Below are 24,837 nucleotides of genomic sequence, written 5' to 3' on the forward strand. Positions count from 1 at the left end.
CCGGCCCCGCGACGGAAGCGGGGGCCGGGCCGGCGGATTGCGCGGAGCCCGAAGCGACGGCCGCGGCCGTCGCCGGATCACTTGACGACGGTCAGCGGCAGCAGCTTCTTGCCGGTGGGGCCGATCTGGATCTCGGTGCCCATCTGCGGGCACACGCCGCAGTCGAAGCACGGGGTCCAGCGGCAGTCCTCGACCTCGGTCTCGTCGAGGGCGTCCTGCCAGTCCTCCCAGAGCCAGTCCTTGTCGAGGCCGGAGTCGAGGTGGTCCCAGGGCAGGACCTCCTCGTAGCCGCGCTCGCGGGTGGTGTACCAGGCGACGTCCACGCCGAAGTCGGGCAGCGTCTTCTCGGCGCACGCCATCCAGCGGTCGTAGGAGAAGTGCTCGCGCCAGCCGTCGAAGCGGCCGCCGTCCTCGTAGACCGCGCGGATGACCGCGCCGATGCGGCGGTCACCGCGGGAGAGCAGGCCCTCGACGATGCCCGGCTTGCCGTCGTGGTAGCGGAAGCCGATGGAGCGGCCGTACTTCTTGTCGCCGCGGATCTTGTCGCGGAGCTTGGCGAGCCGGGCGTCGGTCTCCTCGGCGGAGAGCTGCGGGGCCCACTGGAAGGGCGTGTGCGGCTTGGGGACGAAACCGCCGATGGAGACCGTGCAGCGGATGTCGTTGGACTTGGCGACCTCGCGGCCCTTGGCGATGACGTTGATCGCCATGTCGGCGATCTGCAGCACGTCGTCGTCGGTCTCGGTCGGCAGACCGCACATGAAGTAGAGCTTCACCTGGCGCCAGCCGTTGCCGTAGGCGGTGGCGACGGTGCGGATCAGGTCCTCTTCGGAGACCATCTTGTTGATGACCTTGCGGATCCGCTCGCTGCCGCCCTCGGGGGCGAAGGTCAGTCCGGAGCGGCGGCCGTTGCGGGTCAGCTCGTTGGCAAGATCGATGTTGAAGGCGTCGACGCGGGTCGACGGGAGCGACAGCCCGATCTTGTCTTCCTCGTACCGGTCGGCGAGGCCCTTGGCGACTTCGCCGATCTCGGTGTGGTCCGCGGAGGACAGCGACAGCAGGCCGACCTCCTCGAATCCCGTGGCCTTCAGGCCCTTCTCCACCATCTCGCCGATGCCGGTGATGCTTCGCTCCCGCACGGGACGCGTGATCATGCCGGCCTGGCAGAAACGGCAGCCGCGGGTACAGCCACGGAAGATCTCGACCGACATCCGCTCGTGGACGGTCTCGGCCAGGGGGACGAGCGGCTGCTTGGGGTAGGGCCACTCGTCGAGGTCCATGACGGTGTGCTTGGAGACCCGCCACGGGACGCCGGAGCGGTTGGGCACGACGCGCGCGATGCGGCCGTCGGCGAGGTACTCGACGTCGTAGAACCTGGGGACGTAGACGTTGCCGGTCCGGGACAGCCGGAAGAGGACTTCCTCCCGGCCGCCGGGGCGGCCCTCGGCCTTCCACTCGCGGACGATGCGGGTGATGTCCAGGACGGCCTGCTCGCCGTCGCCGATGACCGCGCAGTCGAGGAAGTCGGCGATCGGCTCGGGGTTGAAGGCGGCGTGCCCGCCGGCCAGGACCAGCGGGTGGTCCTCGGTGCGGTCCTTCGCCTCCAGCGGGATGCCGGCCAGGTCCAGGGCGGTGAGCATGTTGGTGTAGCCGAGCTCGGTGGAGAAGCTCAGGCCGAAGACGTCGAAGTCGCCGACGGGCCGGTGGCTGTCCACGGTGAACTGCGGCACCTCGTGCTCGCGCATCAGCGCTTCGAGGTCCGGCCAGACGCTGTAGGTGCGCTCGGCGAGGACGCCCTCCTGCTCGTTGAGCACCTCGTAGAGGATCATGACGCCCTGGTTGGGCAGCCCGACCTCGTAGGCATCGGGGTACATGAGCGCCCAGCGGACGTCACATGCCTCCCACGGCTTGACCGTGGAGTTCAGCTCGCCGCCGACGTACTGGATCGGCTTCTGCACGTGGGGGAGCAGAGCTTCGAGCTGCGGGAAAACCGACTCGGACATCTCGAACCTTCGTGGGCTGACAGGGGGCGACTCACAAGCGTAACCCGGTTGGCGCCCCCCGCCGGACGGATGCGGGTGCGCGGCCGGCGGTCAGACCCGCAGCGCGGCACGGTGTTTGCGCCGGGAGACCTCGGCCCACAGGGCCGGCAGCTCCCGTTCGTCACGGGCCGCCCGGGCCTCCTCGCGGCCGTAGAGCAGGCCGAAGGTGAATCCGCTCTCACCGGCCTGGCAGGCCTGGGTGGCCAGTTCCCGCAGGGCGGCGCGGGCGACCACGCTGTCCTGGTGGTCGCCGAGCAGTTGCTGGACCTCCTTGGTGCGCCGGGTGAACTTCCGGGCGGGGCGACCGAGCGCCGGGCCGGCCGCCTCCGCCGCGTACCGGGTGCGCTTGGCGGCCTTGCGGGCGCGGTGCAGCGCCTCGTCGCGGGCCGGACCGGCGGGGGCGTCGAGGGCGGCCTCGACGCGGCGGGCCAGCCGCCGGTAGTCCTTGAGGATGGCGCCGGCGACGACCCGGGGGGCAGGGCGGGCGGCGGGGCCGCGCAGCGGCGGGGCGCCGAGCAGGGCGTGCAGCTCGTCCAGGAGGGCGAGGTAGCGGGGGCCGTCGAGGGCGGCGAGCAGGCGGTCCCGGGCCCCGGCGCGGTGCCGGACCGACCAGGTGCGCAGCCGGGCGGACACCGGTCCCAGCCGTAGCTCTCGGGGCACCTCCGCCAGTGCGGCGGTGAGTCGCTCGGCGAGCACTTCCTGATCCCGCCCGAGCCCCAACTCCGCTGCCAGCCACTTGAGTTCGACGCCGAGCGGGTCGGTCGCGACCCGGTCCAGGACCGCGCCGTAGGAGCGGAAGGCACTGCGCAGGCGGCGGGTGGCGACGCGCATCTGGTGCACCGCGTCGGGCAGGTCGCGGCGGGCGGCCGGGTCCAGTTCGACGATGGCCCGCACCTGGGCGCGGACGTAGCGCAGCACGACGTCGCCGGCGGTGCGACCGCGGTGCCCGTCGGCGCGGTCGGCGCCCGCGGGGGCGGGCCGGGCGGCGGCGTCCCCGGCCGGGCGGTGCGGGGCGGTCTCGGCCAGGGCGCGGGCCAGTTTGGACGGTGCCGCGGCGGGCCGCGCCCCGGCCCCGGTCAGCACCTCCTCGACCGCGTCCAGCAGTTCCTGGCCGGCGCCGACGCCGGGCGCCAGCTCGACCTCGATCTCCCGCCAGCGGGCCGGCCCCGGCGCGCCGTCGGGGTGCAGCCGCCATGCCTCGACGTCGTCCACCGCGACCTCGGCCAGCAGCGCACCGGCGGCGTCGTGGAGCTCGTGGACCGTGCGGCGGGTCCGCAGGCGCACGAGGGGGACCAGCGGGGCGTCGCGGGTGCGGGAGCGGACCAGCGCGGTCAGTTCGGGCGGCGGGGCGTCGGCGAGCGGGGCGCGGATCTCGTCGCGGACCGAGCCGGTGACGCCGGGGAGCGTGGCCGGGAGCTTGAGGTGCCAGCCCGCATCGGGGCCGCCGGTGCGCCGTCGCAGGGTGAGGCGGTCGGCGGCCAGGCGTTGGTCGGCGGTGTCGTAGTAGCGGGCGTCCAGGGTTTCGGGGGCGCGTTCCACCACGGCCGCGACGCGGTCGGCGCGAGTCAGGTCGGGCAGGCGGCCCGGGGCGGCGCCGAGGGCGGATCCCCGACCGTCCGCCTCGTATTTCCGCTCGATCTCCCGCACGGTGTCCGCCATGCATCGAATCTAGTCAGCCGCAACGAGACCGACCAGCCCACCGGCGCCGGTCCGCGCCCGGAACGGGTGGCACCGCCGACTCGCGGTGCCTTACCGTGTGTGACAGTCCGCGCACGCAGCGCGACGTTGCGTGTGCGGCGTCGCGCCCAGCGCTCGATCGACACCGGGAGAAACCGTGCACCCCGATACCGCAGCCCTCGCCCGGAGCCCGCTCCGCGTCGCGGCGGGCGCCCGCCCGTACGTGCTCACGGCGCCGAGCCGCCCCACCGCCCCGAAGACCGCGCGGGACTTCGTGCGGGCGGTGCTGCGGCGCGGCCCGCTCGCCGCCCTGCGCGACACCGCCGTGCTGCTGACCTCGGAGGCGGTCACCCGGGCCCATCTGCGCACGCCGGGCTCGGCGGACATCCTGCTGCGGGTGGTGACCGCGGCGCACGGGCTGCGGATCAGCGTGCACGACGAGGGCGCCCAGTTCGTCCCCGGCCCGGCCCGGGGGCCCGGCGACCGGGACCCGGCGCACGGACTGCTGCTGATCAGTCGGCTCGCCGACGACTGGGGGACGACCCCGTTCGAGGGGCCGCCGCACACCACGTCCCTGTGGTTCGAGTTGCACACCGGGCGCTGACCCCGCACGGGTGCGGGGTCAGCGGGAGGCGGAGACCGGGCGCTGGACGCGGATCGACTGGAGCAGTCCGATGGCGATCCACACCGCGAACATCGAGGTGCCGCCGTACGAGACGAACGGCAGCGGCAGACCGGTGACGGGCATGATGCCCAGGGTCATCCCGATGTTCTCGAACGCCTGGAAGGCGAACCACGCGATGATGCCGGCGGCCACGATCGTGCCGTAGAGCTCACCGGTCTCGCGGGCGATCCGGCAGGCCCGCCACAGCACCACGCCGAGCAGGAAGATGATCAGGCCCGCGCCCAGGAAGCCCAGTTCCTCGCCGGCGACCGTGAAGATGAAGTCGGTCTGCTGCTCGGGGACGAACTGGCCGGTGGTCTGGCTGCCGTGGAAGAGGCCGGAGCCGGTCAGTCCGCCGCCGCCGATGGCGATCCGGGCCTGGTTGGTGTTGTAGCCGACACCGGCCGGGTCCAGGCTCGGGTTGGCGAACGCGGCGAACCGGGCGATCTGGTAGGCGTCCAGCAGCCCCAGCTGCCAGATGGCGAGGCAGCCGACGACACCGGTGCCCAGCAGGCCCAGGATCCAGCGGTTGGAACAGCCGCTGGACAGCAGCACGCCCAGGATGATGGCGCCGAGCACCATCACCGAGCCGAGGTCGGGCATCAGCAGGATCACGGCGACCGGCACCGCGGCCAGCCCCAGGGCCTGGAAGACCGTGCGGTGGTCGGGGTGCGGGCGGTCACCGGCGTCGACCCGGGCCGCCAGGATCATCGCCATCCCCAGCGTGATGGTGATCTTGGTGAATTCGGCGGGCTGGAGGGAGAATCCGCCGGGGATCGCCAGCCAGGAGCGCGAACCGTTGATCGTGGCGCCCAGCGGCGTCAGCACCAGCACCGCCAGCACCACCGAGATGCCGAACAGGATCGGCACGGCGCCGCGCAGGGTGCGGTGGCCGAGCCAGATGGTGCCGGCCGCCAGGGCCACGCCGATGGCGGTGTTGAGCAGGTGGTGGACGAAGAAGAAGTACTCGTCGTTCTTGTTGAGTTCGGTGCGGTTGCGGGTGGCGGAGAAGACCAGCACCGACCCCATCAGGGAGAGCACCAGGCAGGACAGCAGCAGTATCCAGTCCAGCTTGCGCACCACGGAGTCGCGGGCCGTCAACCGGCCCCAGATACCGAGGTCGGGGCCGTAGCGGCGGACGGAGAAGGTCCGGGAGAAGGGCGGTGTGGTCACTGCTGGGGGCTCCCCGAGGGGGACGGCGACGGGTCGGCCGGCGGCTTGATGGGCGGGGCGATGATGGTGCCGTCACTCTGGATCCTGGGCAGTTTCGCCTCGGGCTTCGGCAGCAGCGCGGCCTTCTCGTCGATCTCGCCCTTGTCGTTGACGCCGTAGAGCGCGTTGTAGATGTTGCGGACGGCCGGGCCGGAGGCACCGGAGCCGGTACCACCCTGGGAGATCGTCATCACGATCGCGTAGTCCTTGGTGTACGTCGCGAACCACGAGGTGGTCTGCTTGCCGTAGACCTCGGCGGTACCGGTCTTGGCGTGCATCGGGATCTTGTCCTGCGGCCAGCCCTGGAAGCGCCAGGCGGCGGTGCCCCGCTCGGTGACGCCCTGGAGGGCCGCGTCGATCTGCTGGATCGTCTGCGGGGTGTCCGGCAGGTGCCCGTGCGACTTGGGCGCGATCATCTGCACCTTGTCGCCGTTGGGGCTGACGACGGCCTTGCCGACGCTGGGGTTGTAGAGGGTGCCGCCGTTGGAGAGCGCCGCGTAGATCGTCGCCATCTGGATCGGGGTGACGAGGGTGTCGCCCTGGCCGATCGCGTAGTTGATGGAGTCGTAGGCGTGCAGCTTCATGCCTTCGAGGCAGTTCTCCCGCGCGAGCTTGGAGACGTAGTCGTTGGCGTCCTTGGGGTGGGCGCACCAACTGTCCTTGTTCGCCTTCCAGAAGGCGTTCTTCCACTGGCGGTCGGGGACCCGGCCGGTGACCTCGTTCGGCAGGTCGATGCCGGTCTCCTTGCCGAGGCCGAACTGGTGGGCGGTCTTGTAGAACCAGTCCTTGGGGCTCTGGACCGGCTTGTCGCCGCCGTCCTTCTTCCACTCGTCGTGCCCGAGCCGGTAGAAGACGGTGTCGCAGGAGACCTCCAGCGCCCGGCCGAGGCTGATGTCGCCCTGCGATTCGCCCTCGAAGTTCCTAAAGACCTGACCGCCGATGCTGTACGAGCTGGTGCAGGGGTAGTGGCCGTCGAAGGGGTAACCGGCGTTGACGGCGGCCGAGGTCGAGATGACCTTGAAGATCGAGCCGGGCGCGGCCTGCCCCTGGATGGCGCGGTTGAGCAGCGGGTAGTTGGAGTCCTTGCCGGTGAGCTTGGCGTAGTCCTTGCCGGAGATCCCGCCGACCCAGGCGTTGGGGTCGTAGGTGGGGTTGGAGGCCATCGCCACCACCCGGCCGGTCTTCGCCTCCATGACGACGACGGCACCCGAGTCGGCCTTGTAGTTGGTGCCGGTGTTCCGGTCCATCTGGGTGCGGGCGTCCTTCATGGCCTGGTCGAGCTGCTTTTCCGCTATGGCCTGGACGCGGGCGTCGATGCTGGTGACCAGGGTCGAACCGGCCTGTCCCTTGTCGCTCTTGGCCTGGCCGATGACCCGACCGAGGTTGTCGACCTCGTAGCGGGTGACGGCGGCCTTGCCGCGCAGGAAGTCGTCGTACTGCCGCTCCAGCCCCGAGCGGCCGATCTGGTCGGAGCGCAGCAGCGGCGACGGGCCGTCCTTGGCCTTCTTGATCTCCTCGTCGGTGACCGGCGAGAGGTAGCCGAGGACCTGGGCGGTGTTGGCCTTGCCGAGGGCGGGGTAGCGGCGGACGGCGGTGGGCTGGGCGCTGATGCCGGGGAAGTCCTCGGAGCGCTCGCGGATCTGCAGGGCCTGCTGGGTGGTGGCCTTGTCGGTGATCGGGATCGGCTGGTAGGGCGAACCGTTCCAGCAGGGCTGCGGGGTCTTGGCGTCGCAGAGCCGGACCTTGTTGCGGATCTCCTGGGCCGGCATGCCGAGCACCTTGGCGAGCCGGGCGAGCACCGCCTTGCCGTCGTCCTTCATCTTCAGCAGGTCGGTGCGGCTGGCGGAGACCACCAGCCGGGTCTGGTTGTCGGCCAGCGGCACCCCGCGCGCGTCGAGGATCGAGCCGCGGGTGGCGGGGTCGATGACCTGCTGGACGTGGTTGGACCGGGCCTTGGCGGCGTACTCCTGGCCGTTGCGGATCTGGAGGTACCAGAGCCGACCGCCGAGCGTCGCCAGCAGGGAGAAGACCAGGATCTGAATCGCGATCAGCCGGATGGTGACCCGGGAAGTCTTCCCCGTCTCGGGAATGTTGCTCACAGGCGCTTGACCCCCTTGATGCCCTTGACCCCCTTGGCGCGTCCGCCCCGGGCCGGTTTGGGCACCCGGCCGGTACGGATCGCCTTCATCGCGTTGCGGCTGGCCTTGAGGCCGGTGCCGGTGGCCAGCCAGCCGTACGCCGGCTGGCGGCCGGCCATCCCGCCGCCACCGGCGGCGTCGGTGGCCAGCGGATCGTGTTCGGTTCTCCGCGCCAGCGCCATCACCAGCGGCACGGCGAACGGGGCCAGCAGCAGGTCGTAGAGGGTGGCGCTGAGCAGCAGCCCCACCAGGCCGACGTGCCGGGCCGCGGTGTCACCGACCAACGAGCCGACCCCCGCGTACATCAGGGTCGAGCCGATGGCGGCGCCGATGACGACCACCAGCGGCAGGGTCGCCGAGCGGTGCTGGCCGTTGTCCGGCTTGGTCAGGCCCGCGACGTAGCCGATGACGCACAGCACCAGGGCGTAGCGGCCGATGGCGTGGTCGGCGGGCGGGGCGAGGTCGGCGAGCAGCCCGGCGCAGAAGCCGATGAGCGAGCCGCCGACGTGGCCGTAGACCAGGGCCAGGCCCACCACGACCAGCATCAGCAGGTCCGGTACGGCGCCCGGGAGTTGGAGTCTGGCGAGGATGCTGACCTGGATGATCAGGGCGACCACCACCAGCGGGGTGGCGAGCAGGATCCGGTTGATGCGCATCGGTCAGCTCCTGGGTGAAGCGCTCGCGGAGGGGGTGGCCGTCACGGTGACCGTCGGCGTCGGCCGGGGCTTGACCGGGGGCGGCAGCACGGTGTCCCGCGGGTCCTTGCGGGGCGGCTGGACGACGATGCCGACGACGTCGAGCGACGAGAAGGAAACGAACGGCCGGACCTGGAGGGAACGGGTCAGGTCGCCGTTGAGCGGCTCGACCTTGACCACCGTGCCGACCGGGACGCCCGGCACGAACGGCTTGTCCTTGCTGGAGCCGAAGGTGACGAGCCGGTCGCCCTTCTTGACGTCGGCGCGGCCGTTGAGCAGTTGGACGCGGAGCGAGCGGACGCCCTGGCCGTTGGCGAAGCCGATCTCGTTGGTCTTCTCCATCCGGGTGCCGACCGTGAACTCCGGGTCGGCGGCGAGCAGCACGGTGGAGGTGTGCGGGGTGACGGTGGTGATCCGGCCGACCAGCCCGTCGCCGTTGAGGACGGTCATGTCGCGGGCGATGCCGTCGCGGCTGCCGGCGTCGACGGTGACGGTCCAGGAGAAGCCCTGTGCGGACCCGATCGCGATGACCTCGGCGCCCTTGATCGCGTACTGGCCGGTGGCCGCGGTCTTGAGGATCTTGTCGAGCTCGGCGGCGCGGTTGCGGGTGCGGTCGGGGGTGCCGAGCTTGAGCTTCAGGGCGGCGTTCTCGTGCTCCAACTGGCGGATGCGGCTGTGGCGCTGATCGGAGTCCCGGACGGCGCTGACGGCGTTGCCGACCGGGTTGACGACGCGGGCCACGCCGCGCTCCACCGGGCCGAAGGCGGAGGCGGCGGCTTGCCGGGCACCGTCGAGCGGGGACTGTTCACCGCCGCGGATATCGACCGTGATCAACGCGAACGCGATCGCGATCAGCAGCACCAGCAACAGCCGGCTCTCTCGTGTGTCCCTCACGTGCGGCGGCCGTGTCCTTCCTCGTAGGACCGGCCGGCTGCGGGCCCCGCCGGTCTCGTTCGGGGGTTGAGCGTTGTGCCTTGCTGTGACGGCGCGGTGGTGGAACGTCAATGCACCGTGTCTGTGGGAACGTTGCGGTATGGGTCAGCGATCCGGCGGACGGACCGGCTGCTTGTCCAGGGTGCCCGACCCGCGCGAACGCCGTGTGACGCCCGCGCGACGGGTCGGGACCCGAAGGTCAGCGGCGCGGCTGGGAGTCCAGGACCTGCTGGAGCGCCTCGAACTCCTCGACGCACTTGCCGGAACCGAGCGCGACGGAGTCGAGCGGGTCCTCGGCGATGTGGATGGGCATGCCGGTCTCGCGGCGCAACCGCTCGTCGAGGCCGCGCAGCAGGGCGCCGCCACCGGTGAGAACGATGCCGCGGTCCATCACGTCACCGGACAACTCCGGCGGGCACTTGTCGAGGGTCGTCTTGACCGCGTCGACGATGGAGTTGACCGGCTCCTCGATGGCCTTGCGGACCTCGGCGGCCGAGATGACGACGGTCTTGGGCAGGCCGGAGACCAGGTCGCGACCGCGGATCTCGGTGTGCTCGTCCTGTTCGAGGTCGTACGCCGAACCGATGGTGATCTTGATGGACTCGGCGGTGCGCTCGCCCAGCAGAAGGCTGTACTCCTTCTTGATGTGCTGGATGATCGCGTTGTCCAACTCGTCGCCGGCGACCCGGATGGACTGGGCGGTGACGATCCCGCCGAGCGAGATGACCGCGACCTCGGTGGTGCCGCCGCCGATGTCCACCACCATGTTGCCGGTGGCCTCGTGGACCGGCAGGCCCGAACCGATGGCGGCGGCCATCGGCTCCTCGATGATGTGCACCTGGCGGGCGCCGGCCTGGGTGGACGCCTCGATGACCGCGCGGCGCTCAACTCCCGTGATGCCGGAGGGAACGCAGACCACGACCCGCGGGCGGGCCAGGTAGCGCCGCTTGTGGATCTTGAGGATGAAGTAGCGGAGCATCCGCTCGGTGATCTCGAAGTCGGCGATCACGCCGTCCTTCAGGGGCCGCACCGCGACGATGTTGCCGGGGGTCCGGCCGATCATCTTCTTCGCCTCGGCGCCGACGGCCAGGATGCCGCCGGTGTTGGTGTTGATGGCCACGACCGACGGTTCGTTGAGGACGATGCCGCGGCCCCTGACGTACACCAGCGTGTTGGCGGTCCCGAGGTCGACAGCCATGTCACGGCCGATGAACGACATGTTGTTCCCCATGAGGATACGTCTGGCCTTCCCAACTGGAGCGAATGCTTACTTTGAGGTCGGCAGGAGGTGATGCGCTGTGAGGCGCGGAAGCCTCCATCGTAGTTCGTTGTGTTCCCACACGAACACGGCGGGAGGCCGTTCCGCCATTGTCAGCCGTACACGCACCCGCCCCCCTTAATGGTGACGTCGTGTCGCGGGAACGCGTTCCCCCGCTCGCGGCGAATACACCGAGGGGCGACCGATGATTTCATCGGTCGCCCCTGGTCACAAGGGGGTTGGCAGCTAACTTCGGATCAGGAAATGCCCGGGAAGAAAATCTTGATCTCGCGCTCGGCGGACTCTTCGGAATCCGAGGCGTGGATGAGATTTTCTCGGGTGATCGTTCCGAAGTCCCCACGAATGGACCCACTCGGTGCGGCAATCGGGTCAGTCGGACCGGCCAGCGCGCGGACGCCCTCGATGACCCGCTCGCCCTCGACGACCAGCGAGACGACCGGTCCGGAGGACATGAACTCCACCAGCGGCTCGTAGAACGGCTTGCCGACGTGCTCGGCGTAGTGCTGCTCCAGCACCTCGCGGTCCAGGGTGCGCAGTTCCAGCGCGGTGATCGTCCAGTTGGCCTTGCGCTCGATGCGGCGGATGATCTCGCCGATCAGACCGCGCTTGACGGCATCGGGCTTGAGGAGGACGAGGGTGCGCTGGCTCACGAAGGGACTCCCTGGTATCTGAACGACGGGTCAGCGGTGCCTTGAGGCTACCGGCACCGCGCCCCCGCCTTTCACCCGCCCACCCGCGATCCCGCGCCGGGACCGCCGGCGGCGGGGGGCTCAGCCGGCCGCGGCCGGCTCCGCCTCCGCCGCGAAGCGGGCCTTCGCCTCGTCGACCTTGCGCCCGAAGTGGACCGAGGCCCACCACAGGGCACCGAAGACCGCGCCGAGGAAGTACATCGTCGGAACGACCAGGCCGCTGGCGATCAGCGCGATCTGCAGCGCCCAGCCCAACTGGACCCCGCCGGGGCGGGAGAGCATCCCGCACAGCAGCAGGCTCAGCAGCATCGCGATACCGCTGACGATCCAGATGGTGGCCCGCGAGAGGTCGGTGACCTGCATCGCGACCAGACCGGCGAAGCCGATCACGAAGAACTCGCCTATCAGGGTGCTGGCACACAGCGTGCGCATGGTCAGTTCCTTCCCAGGAGCAGCCGGGCCTCGCCGACCGTGATCACCGAGCCGGTCACCAGGACCCCGGCTCCGGAGAACTCGCCCTCTTCCTCGGCGAGGGTGATCGCCGCCTCCAGCGCGTCGTCCAGCCGCGGCTCGACCTGGACCCGCTCGGCCCCGAAGACCTCCACGGCGATCGCGGCCAGCTCGTCCGGATCCATCGCGCGCTGGCTGGAATTACGCGTCACCACGACCTCGGCGAAGATCGGCTCGAACGCCTCCAGGAAGCCCCGGACGTCCTTGTCGGCGCTGGCGCCGACGACCCCGATCAGCCGGCTGAAACCGAACGCCTCGGTGACCGTCTCGGCCGCGGCATGCGCGCCGCCCGGATTGTGCGCGGCGTCCAGCACCACCGTGGGGCTGCGCCGGACCACCTCCATCCGGCCGGGCGAGCTGACCGCGGCGAACGCGGAGCGGATGGTGTCGATGTCGAGGGTGCGGGCGTGGCCCGCGCCGACGCCGAAGAACGCCTCGACGGCGGCGAGCGCGACCGCGGCGTTGTGCGCCTGGTGGGCGCCATGCAGCGGGAGGAAGATCTCCGGGTACTCGCCGCCCAGGCCCCGCAGGGTCACCATCTGGCCGCCGACCGCCACCTCACGGGTGAGCACCCCGAACTCCATGCCCTCGCGGGCGACCGTGGCGTCCACCTCGACGGCGCGCTTGAGCATCACCGAGGCGGCGTCCACCGGCTGCTGGGCGAGGACGACGGTGGCGTCCTTCTTGATGACCCCGGACTTCTCCCCGGCGATCTGCTCCGGCGTCTCGCCGAGGCGGTCGGTGTGGTCCAGCGAGATCGGGGTGATCACGGCGACGTCGCCGTCGATGACGTTGGTCGCGTCCCAGGTGCCGCCCATGCCGACCTCGACGACCGCGACGTCCACCGGGGCGTCGGCGAACGCGGCGTACGCCATCGCGGTGAGCACCTCGAAGAACGACAGGCGGTGCTCCTGCTGTGCGTCGACCATCTCGACGTACGGCGCGATGTCGCGGTAGGTCTCGATGAAGCGCTCGGCGGAGATGGGGCTGCCGTCGAGGCTGATCCGCTCGGTGACGGACTGGACGTGGGGGCTGGTGTAGCGGCCGGTGCGCAGCTCGAAGGCGCCGAGCAGCGCCTCGATCATGCGGGCCGTGCTGGTCTTGCCGTTCGTGCCGGTGATGTGGATGGACGGGTAGGCGCGCTGCGGCGAGCCCAGGACGTCCATCAGCGCGGCGATGCGGTCGATCGACGGGTCGAGCTTGGTCTCGCCCCAGCGGCCGCCCAGCTCCTCCTCGACGGCCCGCAGCGCGCGGTCGACCTCGGGGTCGGCGGGGCGGGCGGGGACCTGGTCCCCCTGCGGCGGTCCGGCCTGCGCGCGCAGGGTCCGGCTACCGGCTTCGATCACCGCGAGATCGGGGTCGCGTTGCGTCTCGGCGTCGACCATCTCGTCGAAGGCGTCGGCCGGGTCGGGAGTCGGGTCGGGATCGTCGTTCTGGGGGCGCTCGCTCACGACGACAAGTCTACGAGGCGCCACCGACAACGGGCCGGCACCGCCCCCCGTGCCACCGCTCCCCCGGCCCGGTCCCGGTCCGCCCCGCCCCGGTCAGGACAGCGCCGCCTGCATCATCGCCTTGGCGATCGGGGCGGCGAGGCCGTTGCCGGAGACCTCGTTGCGGGCCGCGTGCCCGTCCTCGACCATCACGGCCACCGCGACCTGGTGCCCCTTGCCGTCGTCCCCGTACGAGACGAACCAGGCGTACGGGGTGCCGCTGTTGTCGACGCCGTGCTGGGCGGTGCCGGTCTTGCCACCGACGGTCACTCCGCCGATCTTCGCGTTGGAACCGGTGCCCTTGTCCACGACCGTCTGCATCGCCGAACGCAGCTGCGCGGCGGTCCGGCTCGACATCGCCTTGTGGTAGGTCTTCGGGTCGTTCTGCTGGACGGTGTTGCCGCCGCCGTCGGTGAGCTTGTCGACCAGCTGCGGGGTCTTCAGGTCGCCGCCGTTGGCGATCGCCGAGGCGACCATCGCCATCTGGAGCGGGGTGGCCTGGTCGTCGAACTGGCCGATGCCGGAGAGCGCGGTCTGCGCCTGGTCCATGTCGGAGGGGTAGACGCTCTTGGTGGCGCGCACCGGGACGTCCATCTTGGCGTCGTTGAAGCCGAACTTCTCGGCCTGCGCCCGCACCTTGTCCTTGCCCAGGTCGACCGCCATCTTCGCGAAGACGGTGTTGCAGGAGTACTGGAGCGCGGTGCGGATGGTGGCGTTCTCGCAGGGCGCCGAGGCGCTCTCGTTGGTCAGCTGGGTGCGGGTGTTGGGCAGGGTGTACGGGTTGGGGCTGGTGGTGGGCTGGTCGACCGAGGAGTACAGGCCGTTCTCCAGTGCGGCGGCGGCGACCACCAGCTTGAAGGTGGAGCCGGGCGGCAGCGGCTGGCGCAGCGCGCGGTTGAGGTTCGGCTGGGCGGAGTCGTTCGCCAGGGCCTGCCACCCCTTCTGGTCGGCGGTGCCGGAGCCGGCGAACTTCCCCGGGTCGTACGACGGGGTGCTGACCATGCCCAGGATCCGGCCGGTCGCCGGGTCCAGGGCGATGGCCGCGCCGGTCTTGTCGCCGAGCGCGTCGTAGCCGGCCTTCTGCACCTTGGGGTCGATGGTGGTGGCCACGTCGCCGCCCTTGGGGCGCTCGTGCAGCAGGGTGTCGGCGGGGTTCTGGAGCCGGCTGTCGCTGCCGCCGAGCAGGTCGCCGTAGAGGCTCTCCAGCTGGGTGCTGCCGAAGATCTGCGAGGAGAAGCCGGTGACCGGGGCGTAGAGCGGGCCGTCCTTGTAGGTCCGCTTGTACTTCAGCGAGGAGGAGGTGGCGGCGGAGCCGGTGACCGGCTGGCCGTCGACGAGGATGTTGCCCAGCGGCGCCGAGTACTTGGCGATGTTCACCCGCGGGTTGTGCGGGTCCTCCCGGTAGTCGCTGGCCTTCGCGCCCTGGATCCACGTGGCCCAGCCCATCAGCGCCAGGACCAGGGCGAGGCAGAAGACCGAGATCCGTCGCAGGGGTCTGTTCATGTGGCGCGGCTCCTGGGTGCTGGGCGGGACCGGACGTGCGTTTCCGCCGGAACTCCGGCATTCCGCTCCACGGTGCCTCGCCTTCATGAGAGCGTCATGAGAACCGCCTACCACCTGGATGTGAGCGATCGGACCGTCGGACGGGACAACCTTTCCGCCGCGCGGGGCCCTCTTTCACGGCGGGGTCTGGAAAACCCTCCGGACCGCGCGCACCGCGGTCGTCGCACATCGGGAAAGCAGGAGCTGAAGAGGCGTGCCGGCAATCAGTCAGCGGATGCATTTGGTGCTGCTCACCGCATGGACCGTGCTGTGGTTCATGATCGTCGAACCGCACGGCGGCTTCTCCTGGCACTACCTGCGCACCGGCGGCGAGCTGATCTACCAGGGCAGCTCCGGCGACGGCACCGGCGGCCTCAACCTCTACGCGCACCACCCCGAGCTCCAGATGGGGCCGATCAGCTTCCTGACGGCCGGGCTGTTCAACCCGTTCCCGGAGGCCACCGGCCAGTTCCTCGCCGCGGCCCTGATGTCCGCGCTGGGCCTGGTCATCCTGGTGCTGGCCGGCCGCAGCGCCGCCCACCACTTCCTGGGCACCGGCACCAACCACCAGCGGCTGCGGCAGCGGGTGCTGATCGCCGGGCTGGCGTTCATCCCCATGTGGATCGAGGTGTCGGTCCGCTTCGGGCACCTCGACGACGTCCTGGCACTGTTCTTCACCGCCCTCGCGGTGCGCGCCCTCACCAGCGGCAACGCCGTCCTGACCGGGGCCTTCCTGGCGCTGGCGATGGACTCCAAGCCGACCGCGCTGGCCTTCGTCCCGCTGCTGCTGGCGCTCCCCCGGGACAGGTGGCTCAAGGCCGCCCTGTGGTGCGCCGGGCTGGTCGCCGTCGCCTGGCTGCCGTTCTTCCTCGGCGACGCCCAGTCCTTCGCCGCCGCCAAGTTCGCCATCCCGAACCAGCCGGCGTCCGCGCTGCGCTGGCTGGGCGCCGACGACCCCGAGACCCCCGGCTGGGTCCGCCCCGCGCAGTTCGCCCTCGGGCTGGTGCTGGGCGGCCTCGCGGTCTGGCGGGGCCGCTGGGCGGCGGTGGTGCTGCTCGGCGCCAACGCCCGGATCGTGCTGGACCCCAGCGTCTACACCTACTACACCGCGTCGGTACTGCTCGGCACGCTGCTGTGGGACGTCATCGGGCAGCGCCGGCTGGTGCCCTGGTGGAGCTGGCTGGCGCTGCTCGTCCTCTACGGCAGTGTCTTCGCCGTCCCGGACGACTCCGCGCGGGGCCTGATCCGGTTGGCGTTCGTCGCGGTCTCCACCGCGTACGTCCTGCTCTGGCCGGTCCGCGAGCGCGGCGACCGCGGTGGACGGCGGGGACGGCGCAGGCCCCCCGCCCGGATGGACGAGGGGCCTGCGGAAGGGACTGCGGGGGCCGGCGGTTGGCCGGCGCCGCCGGCTACGCCGTGGGCAGGGCCGCCACCTGCGCGGTGATCCGCTCGATGTCGGCCTCGGCGGCCGCCTTGCGGGTGCGGATCTTCTCCTTGACCTGCTCGGGGGCCTTGGCGAGGAACGCCTCGTTGCCGAGCTTGGCGGTGGTCTGGGCCAGTTCCTTCTCGGCCGCCGCCAGGTCCTTCGTCAGCCGCTTGCGCTCCGCCTCGACGTCGATCGCGCCGGACAGGTCCAGGGCGACGGTGGCGCCGGCGACCGGCAGGGACGCGGTGGCGGTGAAGTCCTCGCCGGTGGGCGTCAGGCGCAGCAGCGAGCGCATGGCGGCCTCGTGCGGCGCCAGCGCCGTACCGGTCAGGTCCAGTCGCGCGGGGACCTTCTGGCCCGGCTGCAGGCCCTGGTCGGAGCGGAACCGGCGGACCTCGGTGACGACCTGCTGGACCGTCTCGATCTCCCGCTCGGCCGCCGCGTCCCGGAAGCCGCCCAGGGCGTCAGCCCCGGGAACGACCACGGCCGTCGGCCACTCGGCGATGACCACCGACTCGCCGCCGGTCAGGGTCGTCCACAGCGTCTCGGTGACGAACGGCACGACCGGGTGCAGCAGCCGCAGGGTGACGTCCAGGACCTCGCCGAGCACGCGGCGGGAGGCGTCGGCGGCCGGGCCGCCCGCCATGAACGTCGTCTTGGACAGCTCCACGTACCAGTCGAAGACCTCGTCCCACGCGAAGTGGAAGAGGGTGTCCGACAGCTTGGCGAACTGGTAGTCGTCGTAGTACGCGTCGACCTCGGCGACGACCGAGTTGAGCCGGGAGAGGATCCACCGGTCGGTCGCCGACAGCGCGTCCGCGGGCGGCAGTTCGCCCTCCACCGTCGCGCCGTTCATCAGCGCGAAGCGGGTGGCGTTCCAGATCTTGTTGGCGAAGTTGCGGGAGCCCTGGACCCAGTCCTCGCCGATCGGCACGTCGACGCCCGGGTTGGCGCCGCGGGCCAGGGTGAAGCGGACCGCGTCCGAGCCGTAGGCGTCCATCCAGTCCAGCGGGTTGACCGCGTTGCCGAAGGACTTGGACATCTTCTTGCCGAACTGGTCGCGGACCATGCCGTGCAGCGCGATGGTGTGGAACGGCGGGGTGCCGTCCATCGCGTACAGCCCGAACATCATCATCCGGGCGACCCAGAAGAAGAGGATGTCGTAGCCGGTGACCAGGACGGAGTTCGGGTAGAACTTCTCGACGCTCGGGGTCTGCTCCGGCCAGCCCAGCGTGGAGAACGGCCACAGCCCGGACGAGAACCAGGTGTCGAGGACGTCGGTGTCCTGGTGCCAGCCCTCGCCGGTGGGCGCCTCGTCGTCGGGGCCGACGCAGACGACCTCGCCGTTCGGCCCGTACCAGACCGGGATGCGGTGGCCCCACCACAGCTGCCGCGAGATGCACCAGTCGTGGAGGTTGTCGACCCAGCCGAAGTACCGGGACTCCATCTCCTTCGGGTGGATCGCGACCTTGCCGTCGCGGACCGCGTCACCGGCGGCCTTCGCCAGCGGGCCGACCTTGACCCACCACTGCATCGACAGCCGCGGCTCGATGGTGGTCTTGCAGCGCGAGCAGTGCCCGACGGAGTGGGTGTACGGGCGCTTCTCGGCGACGATCCGGCCCTCGGCGCGCAGCGCGCCGACGATCGCCGACCGGGCCTCGAAGCGGTCCAGCCCCTGGAACGGGCCGTGCGCGGTGATCACGCCGCGCTCGTCGAGGACGGCCAGGTTCGCCAGGCCGTGGCGGCGGCCGATCTCGAAGTCGTTCGGGTCGTGCGCCGGGGTCACCTTGACCGCGCCGGTGCCGAACTCCGGGTCGACGTGCTCGTCGGCGACGACCGGGATGCTGCGGCCGGTCAGCGGCAGCTCGATCTCGGTGCCGACGAGGTGCGCGTACCGCTCGTCGTCGGGGTGGACGGCGACGGCGGTGTCACCCAGCATCGTCTCGGCGCGGGTGGTGGCGACGACGATCGAGGCGTCCCCCTCGCCGTAGCGGATCGAGACCAGCTCGCCGTCGTCGTCCTGGTACTCCACCTCGATGTCGGAGATGGCGGTCAGGCAGCGCGGGCACCAGTTGATGATGCGCTCGGCGCGGTAGATCAGCTCGTCGTCGTAGAGCCGCTTGAAGATGGTCTGGACGGCCTTGGAGAGGCCCTCGTCCATGGTGAACCGCTCGCGCGACCACGCGACGCCGTCACCGAGCCGGCGCATCTGGCCCGAGATCTGGCCGCCCGACTCGTCCTTCCACTGCCAGACGCGCTCGACGAACGCCTCGCGCCCCAGGTCGTGGCGCGAGGCGCCCTCCTTGGCGAGTTCGCGCTCGACCACGTTCTGGGTGGCGATGCCGGCGTGGTCCATGCCCGGCTGCCAGAGCGTCTCGTACCCCTGCATCCGCTTGCGGCGGGTGAGGGCGTCGATCAGCGTGTGCTCGAAGGCGTGGCCCAGGTGGAGCGAGCCGGTGACGTTGGGCGGGGGGATGACGACGGTGTACGGCGGCTTCTCGCTCTTCTCGTCCGCCTCGAAGTAGCCCCGCTCTACCCAGCGCTCGTACAGCGGCCCCTCTACATCGGCCGGCGTGTACTGAGTCGGCAGTTCGGGGACGCTGTGCTTGGGCTGCTGAGTGTTCTCGGTCACGACCGACAGTGTACGGGCGCGGATGTAGCGGCTTCGAATCGGTTTCGCCCCCGAGGCACCGGCTGTCAGCAGCGTCATACAGGATGGCCGCAGCGCATCACCACACACCCGGATGTCACCTGCGGCATCCCGGCGTCACCAGCAGTCACGAGGGGAACCGCTCCATGAGCTACAACCAGCCGCCGCCGGGTCCGTACGGGCAGCAGCCCCCGCAGCCGGGCCCCTACGGCCAGCCGCAGCCGCCGGCCCCGCAGCCCGGCTACGGCTACCCCCAGCAGGGCGGCCCGGTGCCTCCCCAGCAGGGCTACGGCTACCCCCAGCAGGCCCCGCCACAGCAGTTCCCGCAGCAGCCGCAGTTCCCGCAGCAGGCCCAGCAGCCGCCCTACGGCCAGCCCCAACAGCCCCCCTACGGCCAGCAGTCGCCCTACGGCCAGCCCCAGCAGACGCCGTACGGGGCGATCCCCCAGGAGCCGGAGTCCGGCGGCAACGGCAAGAAGATCGCCCTGATCACCGGCGGGGTCGCGGTGGTCGCGGCGATCGCCGTCGGCGCCTACTTCGCCTTCGGCTCGGGCGGCAAGGTGAAGCCGTACACGATCGCCCTGCCGGACAAGCTGCTCAGCGGGCAGTTCAGCAAGGACACCACGGGCGGTGCCGTGGGCAGCCCCACCGACTTCTCGAACGACAAGGAGATGAAGAAGTTCGGCATCTCCAACGGCAAGGGCGTCGGCGGCAAGTACAAGGACGTGGCCGGACTCGGCATGTCGGTGAGCGGCATGTACGGCGACGTGGCCGATCCGCAGGGCGCCGTGACGCAGGCGTTCGCCCAGTTCAACACCAACCTCGCGAAGGGCGGCGGCACCCCCAGCAGCCCGAAGGTCGAGGACGTCACGCCGCTCACCGAGTACTCGCCCGGCGACTTCGACGGCTCCGTCATGAAGTGCGAGACGAAGAAGCTGACCTACTCGGCGAGCGGGATGTCCGTGCCCGTCACCGCCTCCGTCTGCATGTGGGGCGACAACAGCGCCCTCGGCGTCGTCACCATGATGGCCGCGCCGAACCCCAACGGCGGTGGCTCCGCCACCACCCCCAGCGCCGAGCAGCTCGCGGAGAAGACCGCCAAGATCCGCAACGAGGTCCGCAAGGAGAAGTAGCGGCGGCCCGGCCCCACCCCCGCATGCCGTGCCACCACCACGGTCCCGTCCCCCCCACACCGCAGAACCGCCCGACAGCAACGCGGCTGTCGGGCGGTCCTGTTGGGAGGCGGGCGAGGGGAGGGCGGCTACGCGCTCTTCTCCTGGGGCTCGCCGGAGTCGCCGCGGGTGCGCGGGACCAGGGTCGGGTTGACGTTGGAGTGCACCACGTCCGCGGTGATGACGACACGGGCGACGTCCTTGCGGGACGGGATCTCGTACATCACCGCCTGGAGGACCTCCTCCATGATGGCGCGCAGGCCGCGGGCGCCGGTGCCGCGGAGGATCGCCTGGTCGGCGATGGCCTCCAGGGCCGGGCGGTCGAAGTCCAGCTCCACGCCGTCGAGTTCGAAGAGCCGCTGGTACTGCTTGACCAGGGCGTTGCGCGGCTCGACGAGGATCTGCAGGAGCGCCTCGCGGTCGAGGTTGTGGACCGAGGTGAGGACGGGGAGGCGGCCGATGAACTCCGGGATCATCCCGAACTTCACCAGGTCCTCCGGCATCACGTCCTGGAGCTGGTCCTTGGATTCGATCTCGCGCTTGGAGCGGATGGTGGCGCCGAAGCCGATGCCCTTGGCGCCGGACCGGGCCTCGATGATCTTCTCCAGCCCCGCGAAGGCACCGCCGACGATGAACAGCACGTTGGTGGTGTCGATCTGGATGAATTCCTGGTGCGGGTGCTTGCGGCCGCCCTGCGGCGGGACCGAGGCGGTGGTGCCCTCCAGGATCTTCAGCAGCGCCTGCTGCACGCCCTCGCCGGAGACGTCCCGGGTGATCGACGGGTTTTCGCTCTTCCGGGCGACCTTGTCGATCTCGTCGATGTAGATGATGCCGGTCTCGGCCTTCTTGATGTCGAAGTCCGCGGCCTGGATCAGCTTGAGGAGGATGTTCTCGACGTCCTCGCCGACGTAGCCCGCCTCGGTCAGTGCCGTCGCATCGGCAAAGGCGAAGGGGACGTTGAGCATCCGGGCGAGGGTCTGCGCGAGCAGGGTCTTGCCGGAGCCGGTGGGGCCGAGCAGCAGGATGTTGGACTTCGCCAACTCGATGCCCTCGTCGCCGCGGCCGGGGCCGTTCTCGCCCGCCTGGACGCGCTTGTAGTGGTTGTACACGGCCACGGAGAGCGCCTTCTTGGCGGGCTCCTGGCCGACGACGTAGCCGTTGAGGAACTCGTAGATCTCGCGCGGCTTGGGGAGTTCCTCCCAGCGCACTTCGGAGGTCTCGGCGAGCTCTTCCTCAATGATCTCGTTGCAGAGATCGATGCACTCGTCGCAGATGTACACACCAGGTCCCGCGATGAGCTTCTTCACCTGCTTCTGGCTCTTTCCGCAGAACGAGCACTTGAGCAGGTCGCCGCCGTCACCGATGCGTGCCACGAGGTGAATCCCCTTCGCCTGGGATCCGCATTGCTCCGCGGACCCGGGTGCTTGCCTATCGACGGTACCTTGCCGGGCCCCCCGTACGGGCCCCCCTTGGACCGACTCGGTTCACTCGGTCCAAGGGGGCAACGCTCCGGCGCAATTCGCGAAGATCGCGATCAGACCGAGACCGAGCTCTTCCGCGTCGAGACGATCTGGTCGACCAGACCGTACGCCAGGGACTCCTCGGCGGTCAGGATCTTGTCACGCTCGATGTCCTCGCGGATCTTCTCGATCGGCGTGGACGAGTGCTTGGCCAGCATCTCCTCCAGCTGCGTGCGCATCCGCTGGATCTCGCGGGCGGCGATCTCCAGGTCGGAGACCTGACCGCGGCCGGTCTCGCTGAACGGCTGGTGGATCAGGACCCGGGCGTTGGGCAGCGCCATGCGCTTGCCCGGGGTGCCGGCGGCCAGCAGCACGGCCGCGGCGGAGGCCGCCTGACCCATGCAGACGGTCTGGATGTCGGGCTTGACGAACTGCATCGTGTCGTAGATCGCCGTCAGCGCCGTGAAGGAGCCACCGGGGCTGTTGATGTAGACCGAGATGTCACGGTCCGGGTCCATCGACTCCAGGCACAGCAGCTGCGCCATGACGTCGTTGGCGGAGGCGTCGTCGATCTGTACCCCGAGGAAGATCACCCGCTCCTCGAAGAGCTTCGCGTACGGGTCGTACTCGCGCACGCCCTGCGAGGTGCGCTCGACGAAGCGCGGAACGATGTAGCGGGACTCCGCGGGCATGCCGGAGAACTCGGCCTTCGCGCTCTCGTAGAGACCGCTTCCGGGGAAGTTGTTCATCTGGAGGTTCACCGTCCTGGTGGCGAAATGGGGCTGGGGGTCGACTGCGGAGCGTGGGCCGGGGCTCAGGCCCCGGTGCCGCCCCCGCCCGGAACGCCGGTGGCGGAGGGCATGACGTCGTCGATGAGGCCGTACGCCTTGGCCTCCTCGGCGGAGAACCAGCGGTCGCGGTCGGCGTCCCTGGTCCACTGCTCCAGCGTCTGGCCGGTGTGCAGCGCGGAGAGCTCGCCCAGGCGCTTCTTGGTGCGCAGCAACTGCTCGGCGTGGATCTTGATGTCCGAGGCCGAGCCGGCCAGGCCCGCGGACGGCTGGTGGATCAGGATCTCCGCGTTCGGCAGTGCGAAGCGCTTGCCCGGGGTGCCGGCGCTCAGCAGGAACTGCCCCATCGAGGCGGCGAGGCCCATGGCGATGGTGACCACGTCGTTCTTGATGTACTGCATGGTGTCGTAGATCGCCATGCCCGCCGTGACCGAGCCGCCCGGAGAGTTGATGTAGAGGTAGATGTCCTTGTCCGGATCAGCGGCGAGGAGAAGCAGCTGCGCCGTGATCTTGTTGGCGATGTCGTCGTCGACCGGCTGGCCGAGGAAGATGATCCGCTCGCCGAGCAGCCGGTTGTAGACCTGGTCGCCGAGGCCACCGAAGGTCGGCTCAGCGGCGGCGGAAGGCATCGGGATCGTCACGTGTCCACCTGCTCGTTGTCGGACGGCTCGGGGCCGTCTCAGCGTCGTCTTCAGGGGCCGGGGACCGCGCCGCGTGGTGCGTCCGGCGCGCTTTCAGCAAGTCCCCTGCCCTCGTATCTACGGACCCTAACGCGCAGGTCGGACAACGCCATCCCAGACCGATAACTGTTCGCTGTGAGCGCAGGCTCACAGACCGGGACGACACACGGGCCCGAACACGCGGACGTGCGCGTTCGGGCCCGTGATCAGTCGGTCAGCGGTACGGCCGAGGCTCAGGCCTCGGACTTCTCCGCCTTCTCGTCGGTGCCCTCGGCCTCGGCGACGACGGCCTCGGCGGCCTCCGTCTCCTCCTCGTCCTCCAGGTCGACGACCTCGCCGTTGGTGTCCTTGACCGCGGCCGCCTCGACGACCACCGCGAGGGCCTTGCCGCGGGCGACCTCGCCCACCAGCATCGGCACCTGGCCACCCTCGACGACCGCCTGGGCGAACTGGTCGGGGCTCATGCCGGAGGACTGCGCACGCCGCATGAGGTGCTCGGTGAGCTCCTCCTGGCTGACGTTGAGCTTCTCCTTGTTGACCAGCTCGTCCAGGACGAACTGGGTCTTGATGCCCTTCTCCGCCTGCTCCTTGGTCTCGGCGTCGAACTCTTCCTCGGTCTTGCCCTGGATCTCCAGGTACTTCGCGAGGTCGAGGCCCATCTGGCCGAGCTGGTGGTGCTCCAGGTTGTGCTTGCGGGTGCGGATCTCGTCCTCGAGCAGCTTCTCGGGGATCGGGACCTCGATCAGCCCGAGCAGCGCCTCCAGGACCTTCTCCTGGGCCTGGGTCGCCTGGTCGAACTTCTTCATCCGCTCCAGGCGCTTGCGGCTGTCCGCCTTGAGCTCGTCGAGGGTGTCGAACTCGCTCGCCATCTGGGCGAACTCGTCGTCCAGCTCGGGGAGTTCGCGGGCCTTGACCTCGGTGACGTCCACCTTGACCTCGGCCTCCTTGCCCTGGGCGGAGCCGCCCTTGAGCTCGGAGGTGAAGGTGGCGCTGCCGCCGGCCTCCAGGCCCGTGACGGCCTCGTCGATACCGTCGAGGAGCTCACCGGAGCCGATGGTGTAGCTGACGCCGTTGGCGATGCCGTCGGCCAGCACCTCGCCGTCGACCTTGGCCTCCAGGTCCACGGTCACCACGTCGCCGTCGGCGGCGGCGCGCTCGACCACGGCCGTGGTGGCGAAGCGCTCGCGGAGCTGCTCGACGGACTTCTCGACGTCCTCGTCCGACACCTCGACGGCGTCGACCTCGACCTCGATGCCGGAGTAGTCCGGGATCTCCAGGGCCGGGCGGATGTCGACCTCGGCGGTGAAGGCCAGCAGCTCGTTGTCCTTGAGCTCGGTGATGTCGACCTCGGGCTGGCCGAGGACGTTGAGCTCGGCCTCGTTGACCGCGCTGGTGTAGAACTTCGGGAGCGCGTCGTTGACGGCCTCTTCCAGCACGGCGCCGCGACCGAACCGCTGGTCGATGACGCGGGCCGGGATCTTGCCGCGACGGAAGCCCTTCACCGTGACCTGCTGGTTGATCTTCTTGTACGCCGCGTCGAGGCTGTCCTTGAGCTCCTCGAAGGGCACCTCGACAGTGAGCCGAACCCGGGTCGGGTTCAGGGTCTCCACGGCGCTCTTCACGGTTCGGTCTCCTTGGGCTGACTTCGGGGGTTTTGCCTGAGATCCGCCGGCGTCCGGTCATTTCCCGGCCCGGCCGATCGCGCCCGGTACAGAGACATACGGGCACGCAGCTTGCATAGTAACCGCAAGGAGGAGGGCACCCACAACGCGATCTTGAACGGTCGCTTATGC

At 70.3% G+C, this 24,837-nt stretch carries 19 protein-coding genes; 3 read left to right on the forward strand and 16 right to left on the reverse strand.

From position 1 onward, the window contains the following. Positions 1–77: 77 nt before the first annotated feature. Together ACJ6WD_RS15900 and ACJ6WD_RS15905 are read right to left on the reverse strand one after the other, a co-directional pair. Positions 78–2,000: a TIGR03960 family B12-binding radical SAM protein gene (locus ACJ6WD_RS15900; RefSeq protein WP_233657727.1), complete on the reverse strand. Its 1,923-nt coding sequence runs from the start codon at positions 1,998–2,000 to the stop codon at positions 78–80. A gap of 90 nt (positions 2,001–2,090) precedes the next feature. Beyond that, the gene (locus ACJ6WD_RS15905; RefSeq protein WP_407616003.1) at positions 2,091–3,698 is read right to left on the reverse strand and encodes a CHAD domain-containing protein; all 1,608 of its coding nucleotides are present in this window, start codon (positions 3,696–3,698) and stop codon (positions 2,091–2,093) included. A gap of 175 nt (positions 3,699–3,873) precedes the next feature. Here ACJ6WD_RS15905 and ACJ6WD_RS15910 point away from each other — a divergent pair, with 175 nt between their 5' ends. Continuing rightward, complete coding sequence (locus tag ACJ6WD_RS15910; protein ID WP_020930466.1) at positions 3,874–4,320, forward strand: ATP-binding protein; 447 nt, start codon at positions 3,874–3,876, stop codon at positions 4,318–4,320. 18 nt (positions 4,321–4,338) lie between these two features. On the opposite strand, the gene ACJ6WD_RS15915 is transcribed toward ACJ6WD_RS15910, so the two are convergent. The 9 genes from ACJ6WD_RS15915 to ACJ6WD_RS15955 all read right to left on the reverse strand — a co-directional run bounded on the left by ACJ6WD_RS15915 (position 4,339) and on the right by ACJ6WD_RS15955 (position 14,829). Beyond that, positions 4,339–5,553 carry an FtsW/RodA/SpoVE family cell cycle protein gene (locus ACJ6WD_RS15915; RefSeq protein WP_233657725.1) on the reverse strand — a complete coding sequence of 405 codons (1,215 nt, stop codon included), beginning with the start codon at positions 5,551–5,553 and terminating at the stop codon, positions 4,339–4,341. Beyond that, positions 5,550–7,691 (reverse strand): penicillin-binding protein 2, encoded by a 2,142-nt coding sequence (mrdA, locus tag ACJ6WD_RS15920; RefSeq protein ID WP_376445217.1) that lies wholly within the window; start codon positions 7,689–7,691, stop codon positions 5,550–5,552. The genes ACJ6WD_RS15915 and mrdA overlap by 4 nt, the downstream gene beginning before the upstream one ends. Next, the gene (mreD, locus tag ACJ6WD_RS15925; RefSeq protein ID WP_233657723.1) at positions 7,688–8,386 is read right to left on the reverse strand and encodes a rod shape-determining protein MreD; all 699 of its coding nucleotides are present in this window, start codon (positions 8,384–8,386) and stop codon (positions 7,688–7,690) included. Before mreD ends, mrdA begins: the two co-directional genes overlap by 4 nt. Positions 8,387–8,389: 3 nt before the next feature. Next, positions 8,390–9,319, reverse strand: coding sequence for a rod shape-determining protein MreC (mreC, locus tag ACJ6WD_RS15930; protein ID WP_037635112.1), 930 nt, complete (start codon positions 9,317–9,319; stop codon positions 8,390–8,392). Between the two features lie 238 nt (positions 9,320–9,557). Beyond that, on the reverse strand, positions 9,558–10,577 hold the full coding sequence (locus tag ACJ6WD_RS15935) for a rod shape-determining protein (RefSeq protein ID WP_003985182.1): 1,020 nt from the start codon (positions 10,575–10,577) through the stop codon (positions 9,558–9,560). A gap of 296 nt (positions 10,578–10,873) precedes the next feature. Further along, positions 10,874–11,287 (reverse strand): nucleoside-diphosphate kinase, encoded by a 414-nt coding sequence (gene ndk / locus ACJ6WD_RS15940; RefSeq protein ID WP_038519470.1) that lies wholly within the window; start codon positions 11,285–11,287, stop codon positions 10,874–10,876. 120 nt (positions 11,288–11,407) lie between these two features. Further along, on the reverse strand, positions 11,408–11,758 hold the full coding sequence (locus ACJ6WD_RS15945) for a DUF4233 domain-containing protein (RefSeq protein ID WP_016574393.1): 351 nt from the start codon (positions 11,756–11,758) through the stop codon (positions 11,408–11,410). Positions 11,759–11,760: 2 nt separating this feature from the next. Further along, a complete protein-coding gene (gene folC / locus ACJ6WD_RS15950) occupies positions 11,761–13,287 on the reverse strand; it encodes a bifunctional tetrahydrofolate synthase/dihydrofolate synthase (protein ID WP_233657722.1) in 1,527 nt (508 codons plus the stop codon). 93 nt (positions 13,288–13,380) lie between these two features. Further along, positions 13,381–14,829, reverse strand: a complete 1,449-nt coding sequence (locus ACJ6WD_RS15955; protein WP_233657721.1) for a penicillin-binding transpeptidase domain-containing protein — start codon at positions 14,827–14,829, stop codon at positions 13,381–13,383. Positions 14,830–15,103: 274 nt separating this feature from the next. Between ACJ6WD_RS15955 and ACJ6WD_RS15960 the strand changes: the two genes are divergently transcribed. Continuing rightward, positions 15,104–16,312, forward strand: a complete 1,209-nt coding sequence (locus tag ACJ6WD_RS15960) for a hypothetical protein (protein WP_233657763.1) — start codon at positions 15,104–15,106, stop codon at positions 16,310–16,312. Here the strand turns inward: ACJ6WD_RS15960 and ACJ6WD_RS15965 are convergent. After that, the gene (locus ACJ6WD_RS15965; protein WP_407616004.1) at positions 16,278–18,926 is read right to left on the reverse strand and encodes a valine--tRNA ligase; all 2,649 of its coding nucleotides are present in this window, start codon (positions 18,924–18,926) and stop codon (positions 16,278–16,280) included. The genes ACJ6WD_RS15960 and ACJ6WD_RS15965 overlap by 35 nt on opposite strands. 164 nt (positions 18,927–19,090) lie before the next feature. Here ACJ6WD_RS15965 and ACJ6WD_RS15970 point away from each other — a divergent pair, with 164 nt between their 5' ends. Then, on the forward strand, positions 19,091–20,077 hold the full coding sequence (locus ACJ6WD_RS15970) for a hypothetical protein (protein WP_233657719.1): 987 nt from the start codon (positions 19,091–19,093) through the stop codon (positions 20,075–20,077). Between the two features lie 128 nt (positions 20,078–20,205). Here the strand turns inward: ACJ6WD_RS15970 and clpX are convergent, their stop codons facing one another. The 4 genes from clpX to tig form a co-directional block, all read right to left on the reverse strand. Continuing rightward, positions 20,206–21,489, reverse strand: coding sequence for an ATP-dependent Clp protease ATP-binding subunit ClpX (clpX, locus tag ACJ6WD_RS15975; protein ID WP_016574019.1), 1,284 nt, complete (start codon positions 21,487–21,489; stop codon positions 20,206–20,208). Positions 21,490–21,650: 161 nt separating this feature from the next. Then, the gene (locus tag ACJ6WD_RS15980) at positions 21,651–22,325 is read right to left on the reverse strand and encodes an ATP-dependent Clp protease proteolytic subunit (protein ID WP_020963683.1); all 675 of its coding nucleotides are present in this window, start codon (positions 22,323–22,325) and stop codon (positions 21,651–21,653) included. Positions 22,326–22,390: 65 nt separating this feature from the next. After that, on the reverse strand, positions 22,391–22,993 hold the full coding sequence (locus ACJ6WD_RS15985) for an ATP-dependent Clp protease proteolytic subunit (RefSeq protein WP_233657762.1): 603 nt from the start codon (positions 22,991–22,993) through the stop codon (positions 22,391–22,393). A 284-nt stretch (positions 22,994–23,277) separates the two neighbouring features. After that, on the reverse strand, positions 23,278–24,666 hold the full coding sequence (tig, locus tag ACJ6WD_RS15990; protein ID WP_407616005.1) for a trigger factor: 1,389 nt from the start codon (positions 24,664–24,666) through the stop codon (positions 23,278–23,280). Positions 24,667–24,837 lie beyond the last annotated feature (171 nt).

It is taken from the genome of Streptomyces sp. VTCC 41912, assembly GCF_045799175.1.
Classification (GTDB): domain Bacteria; phylum Actinomycetota; class Actinomycetes; order Streptomycetales; family Streptomycetaceae; genus Streptomyces; species Streptomyces albulus_C.

What these genes read in the sequence shown, in the direction of transcription:
- ACJ6WD_RS15955 (WP_233657721.1), bottom strand. Translation starts at nt 14,829, where the DNA reads ATGAACAGACCCCTGCGACGGATCTCGGTCTTCTGCCTCGCCCTGGTC.
- ACJ6WD_RS15960 (WP_233657763.1), top strand. Translation starts at nt 15,104, where the DNA reads ATGCATTTGGTGCTGCTCACCGCATGGACCGTGCTGTGGTTCATGATC.
- ACJ6WD_RS15935 (WP_003985182.1), bottom strand. Translation starts at nt 10,577, where the DNA reads ATGTCGTTCATCGGCCGTGACATGGCTGTCGACCTCGGGACCGCCAAC.
- ACJ6WD_RS15905 (WP_407616003.1), bottom strand. Translation starts at nt 3,698, where the DNA reads ATGGCGGACACCGTGCGGGAGATCGAGCGGAAATACGAGGCGGACGGT.
- ACJ6WD_RS15980 (WP_020963683.1), bottom strand. Translation starts at nt 22,325, where the DNA reads ATGAACAACTTCCCCGGAAGCGGTCTCTACGAGAGCGCGAAGGCCGAG.
- ACJ6WD_RS15900 (WP_233657727.1), bottom strand. Translation starts at nt 2,000, where the DNA reads ATGTCCGAGTCGGTTTTCCCGCAGCTCGAAGCTCTGCTCCCCCACGTG.
- ACJ6WD_RS15945 (WP_016574393.1), bottom strand. Translation starts at nt 11,758, where the DNA reads ATGCGCACGCTGTGTGCCAGCACCCTGATAGGCGAGTTCTTCGTGATC.
- ACJ6WD_RS15970 (WP_233657719.1), top strand. Translation starts at nt 19,091, where the DNA reads ATGAGCTACAACCAGCCGCCGCCGGGTCCGTACGGGCAGCAGCCCCCG.
- ACJ6WD_RS15985 (WP_233657762.1), bottom strand. Translation starts at nt 22,993, where the DNA reads ATGCCTTCCGCCGCCGCTGAGCCGACCTTCGGTGGCCTCGGCGACCAG.
- mreD (WP_233657723.1), bottom strand. Translation starts at nt 8,386, where the DNA reads ATGCGCATCAACCGGATCCTGCTCGCCACCCCGCTGGTGGTGGTCGCC.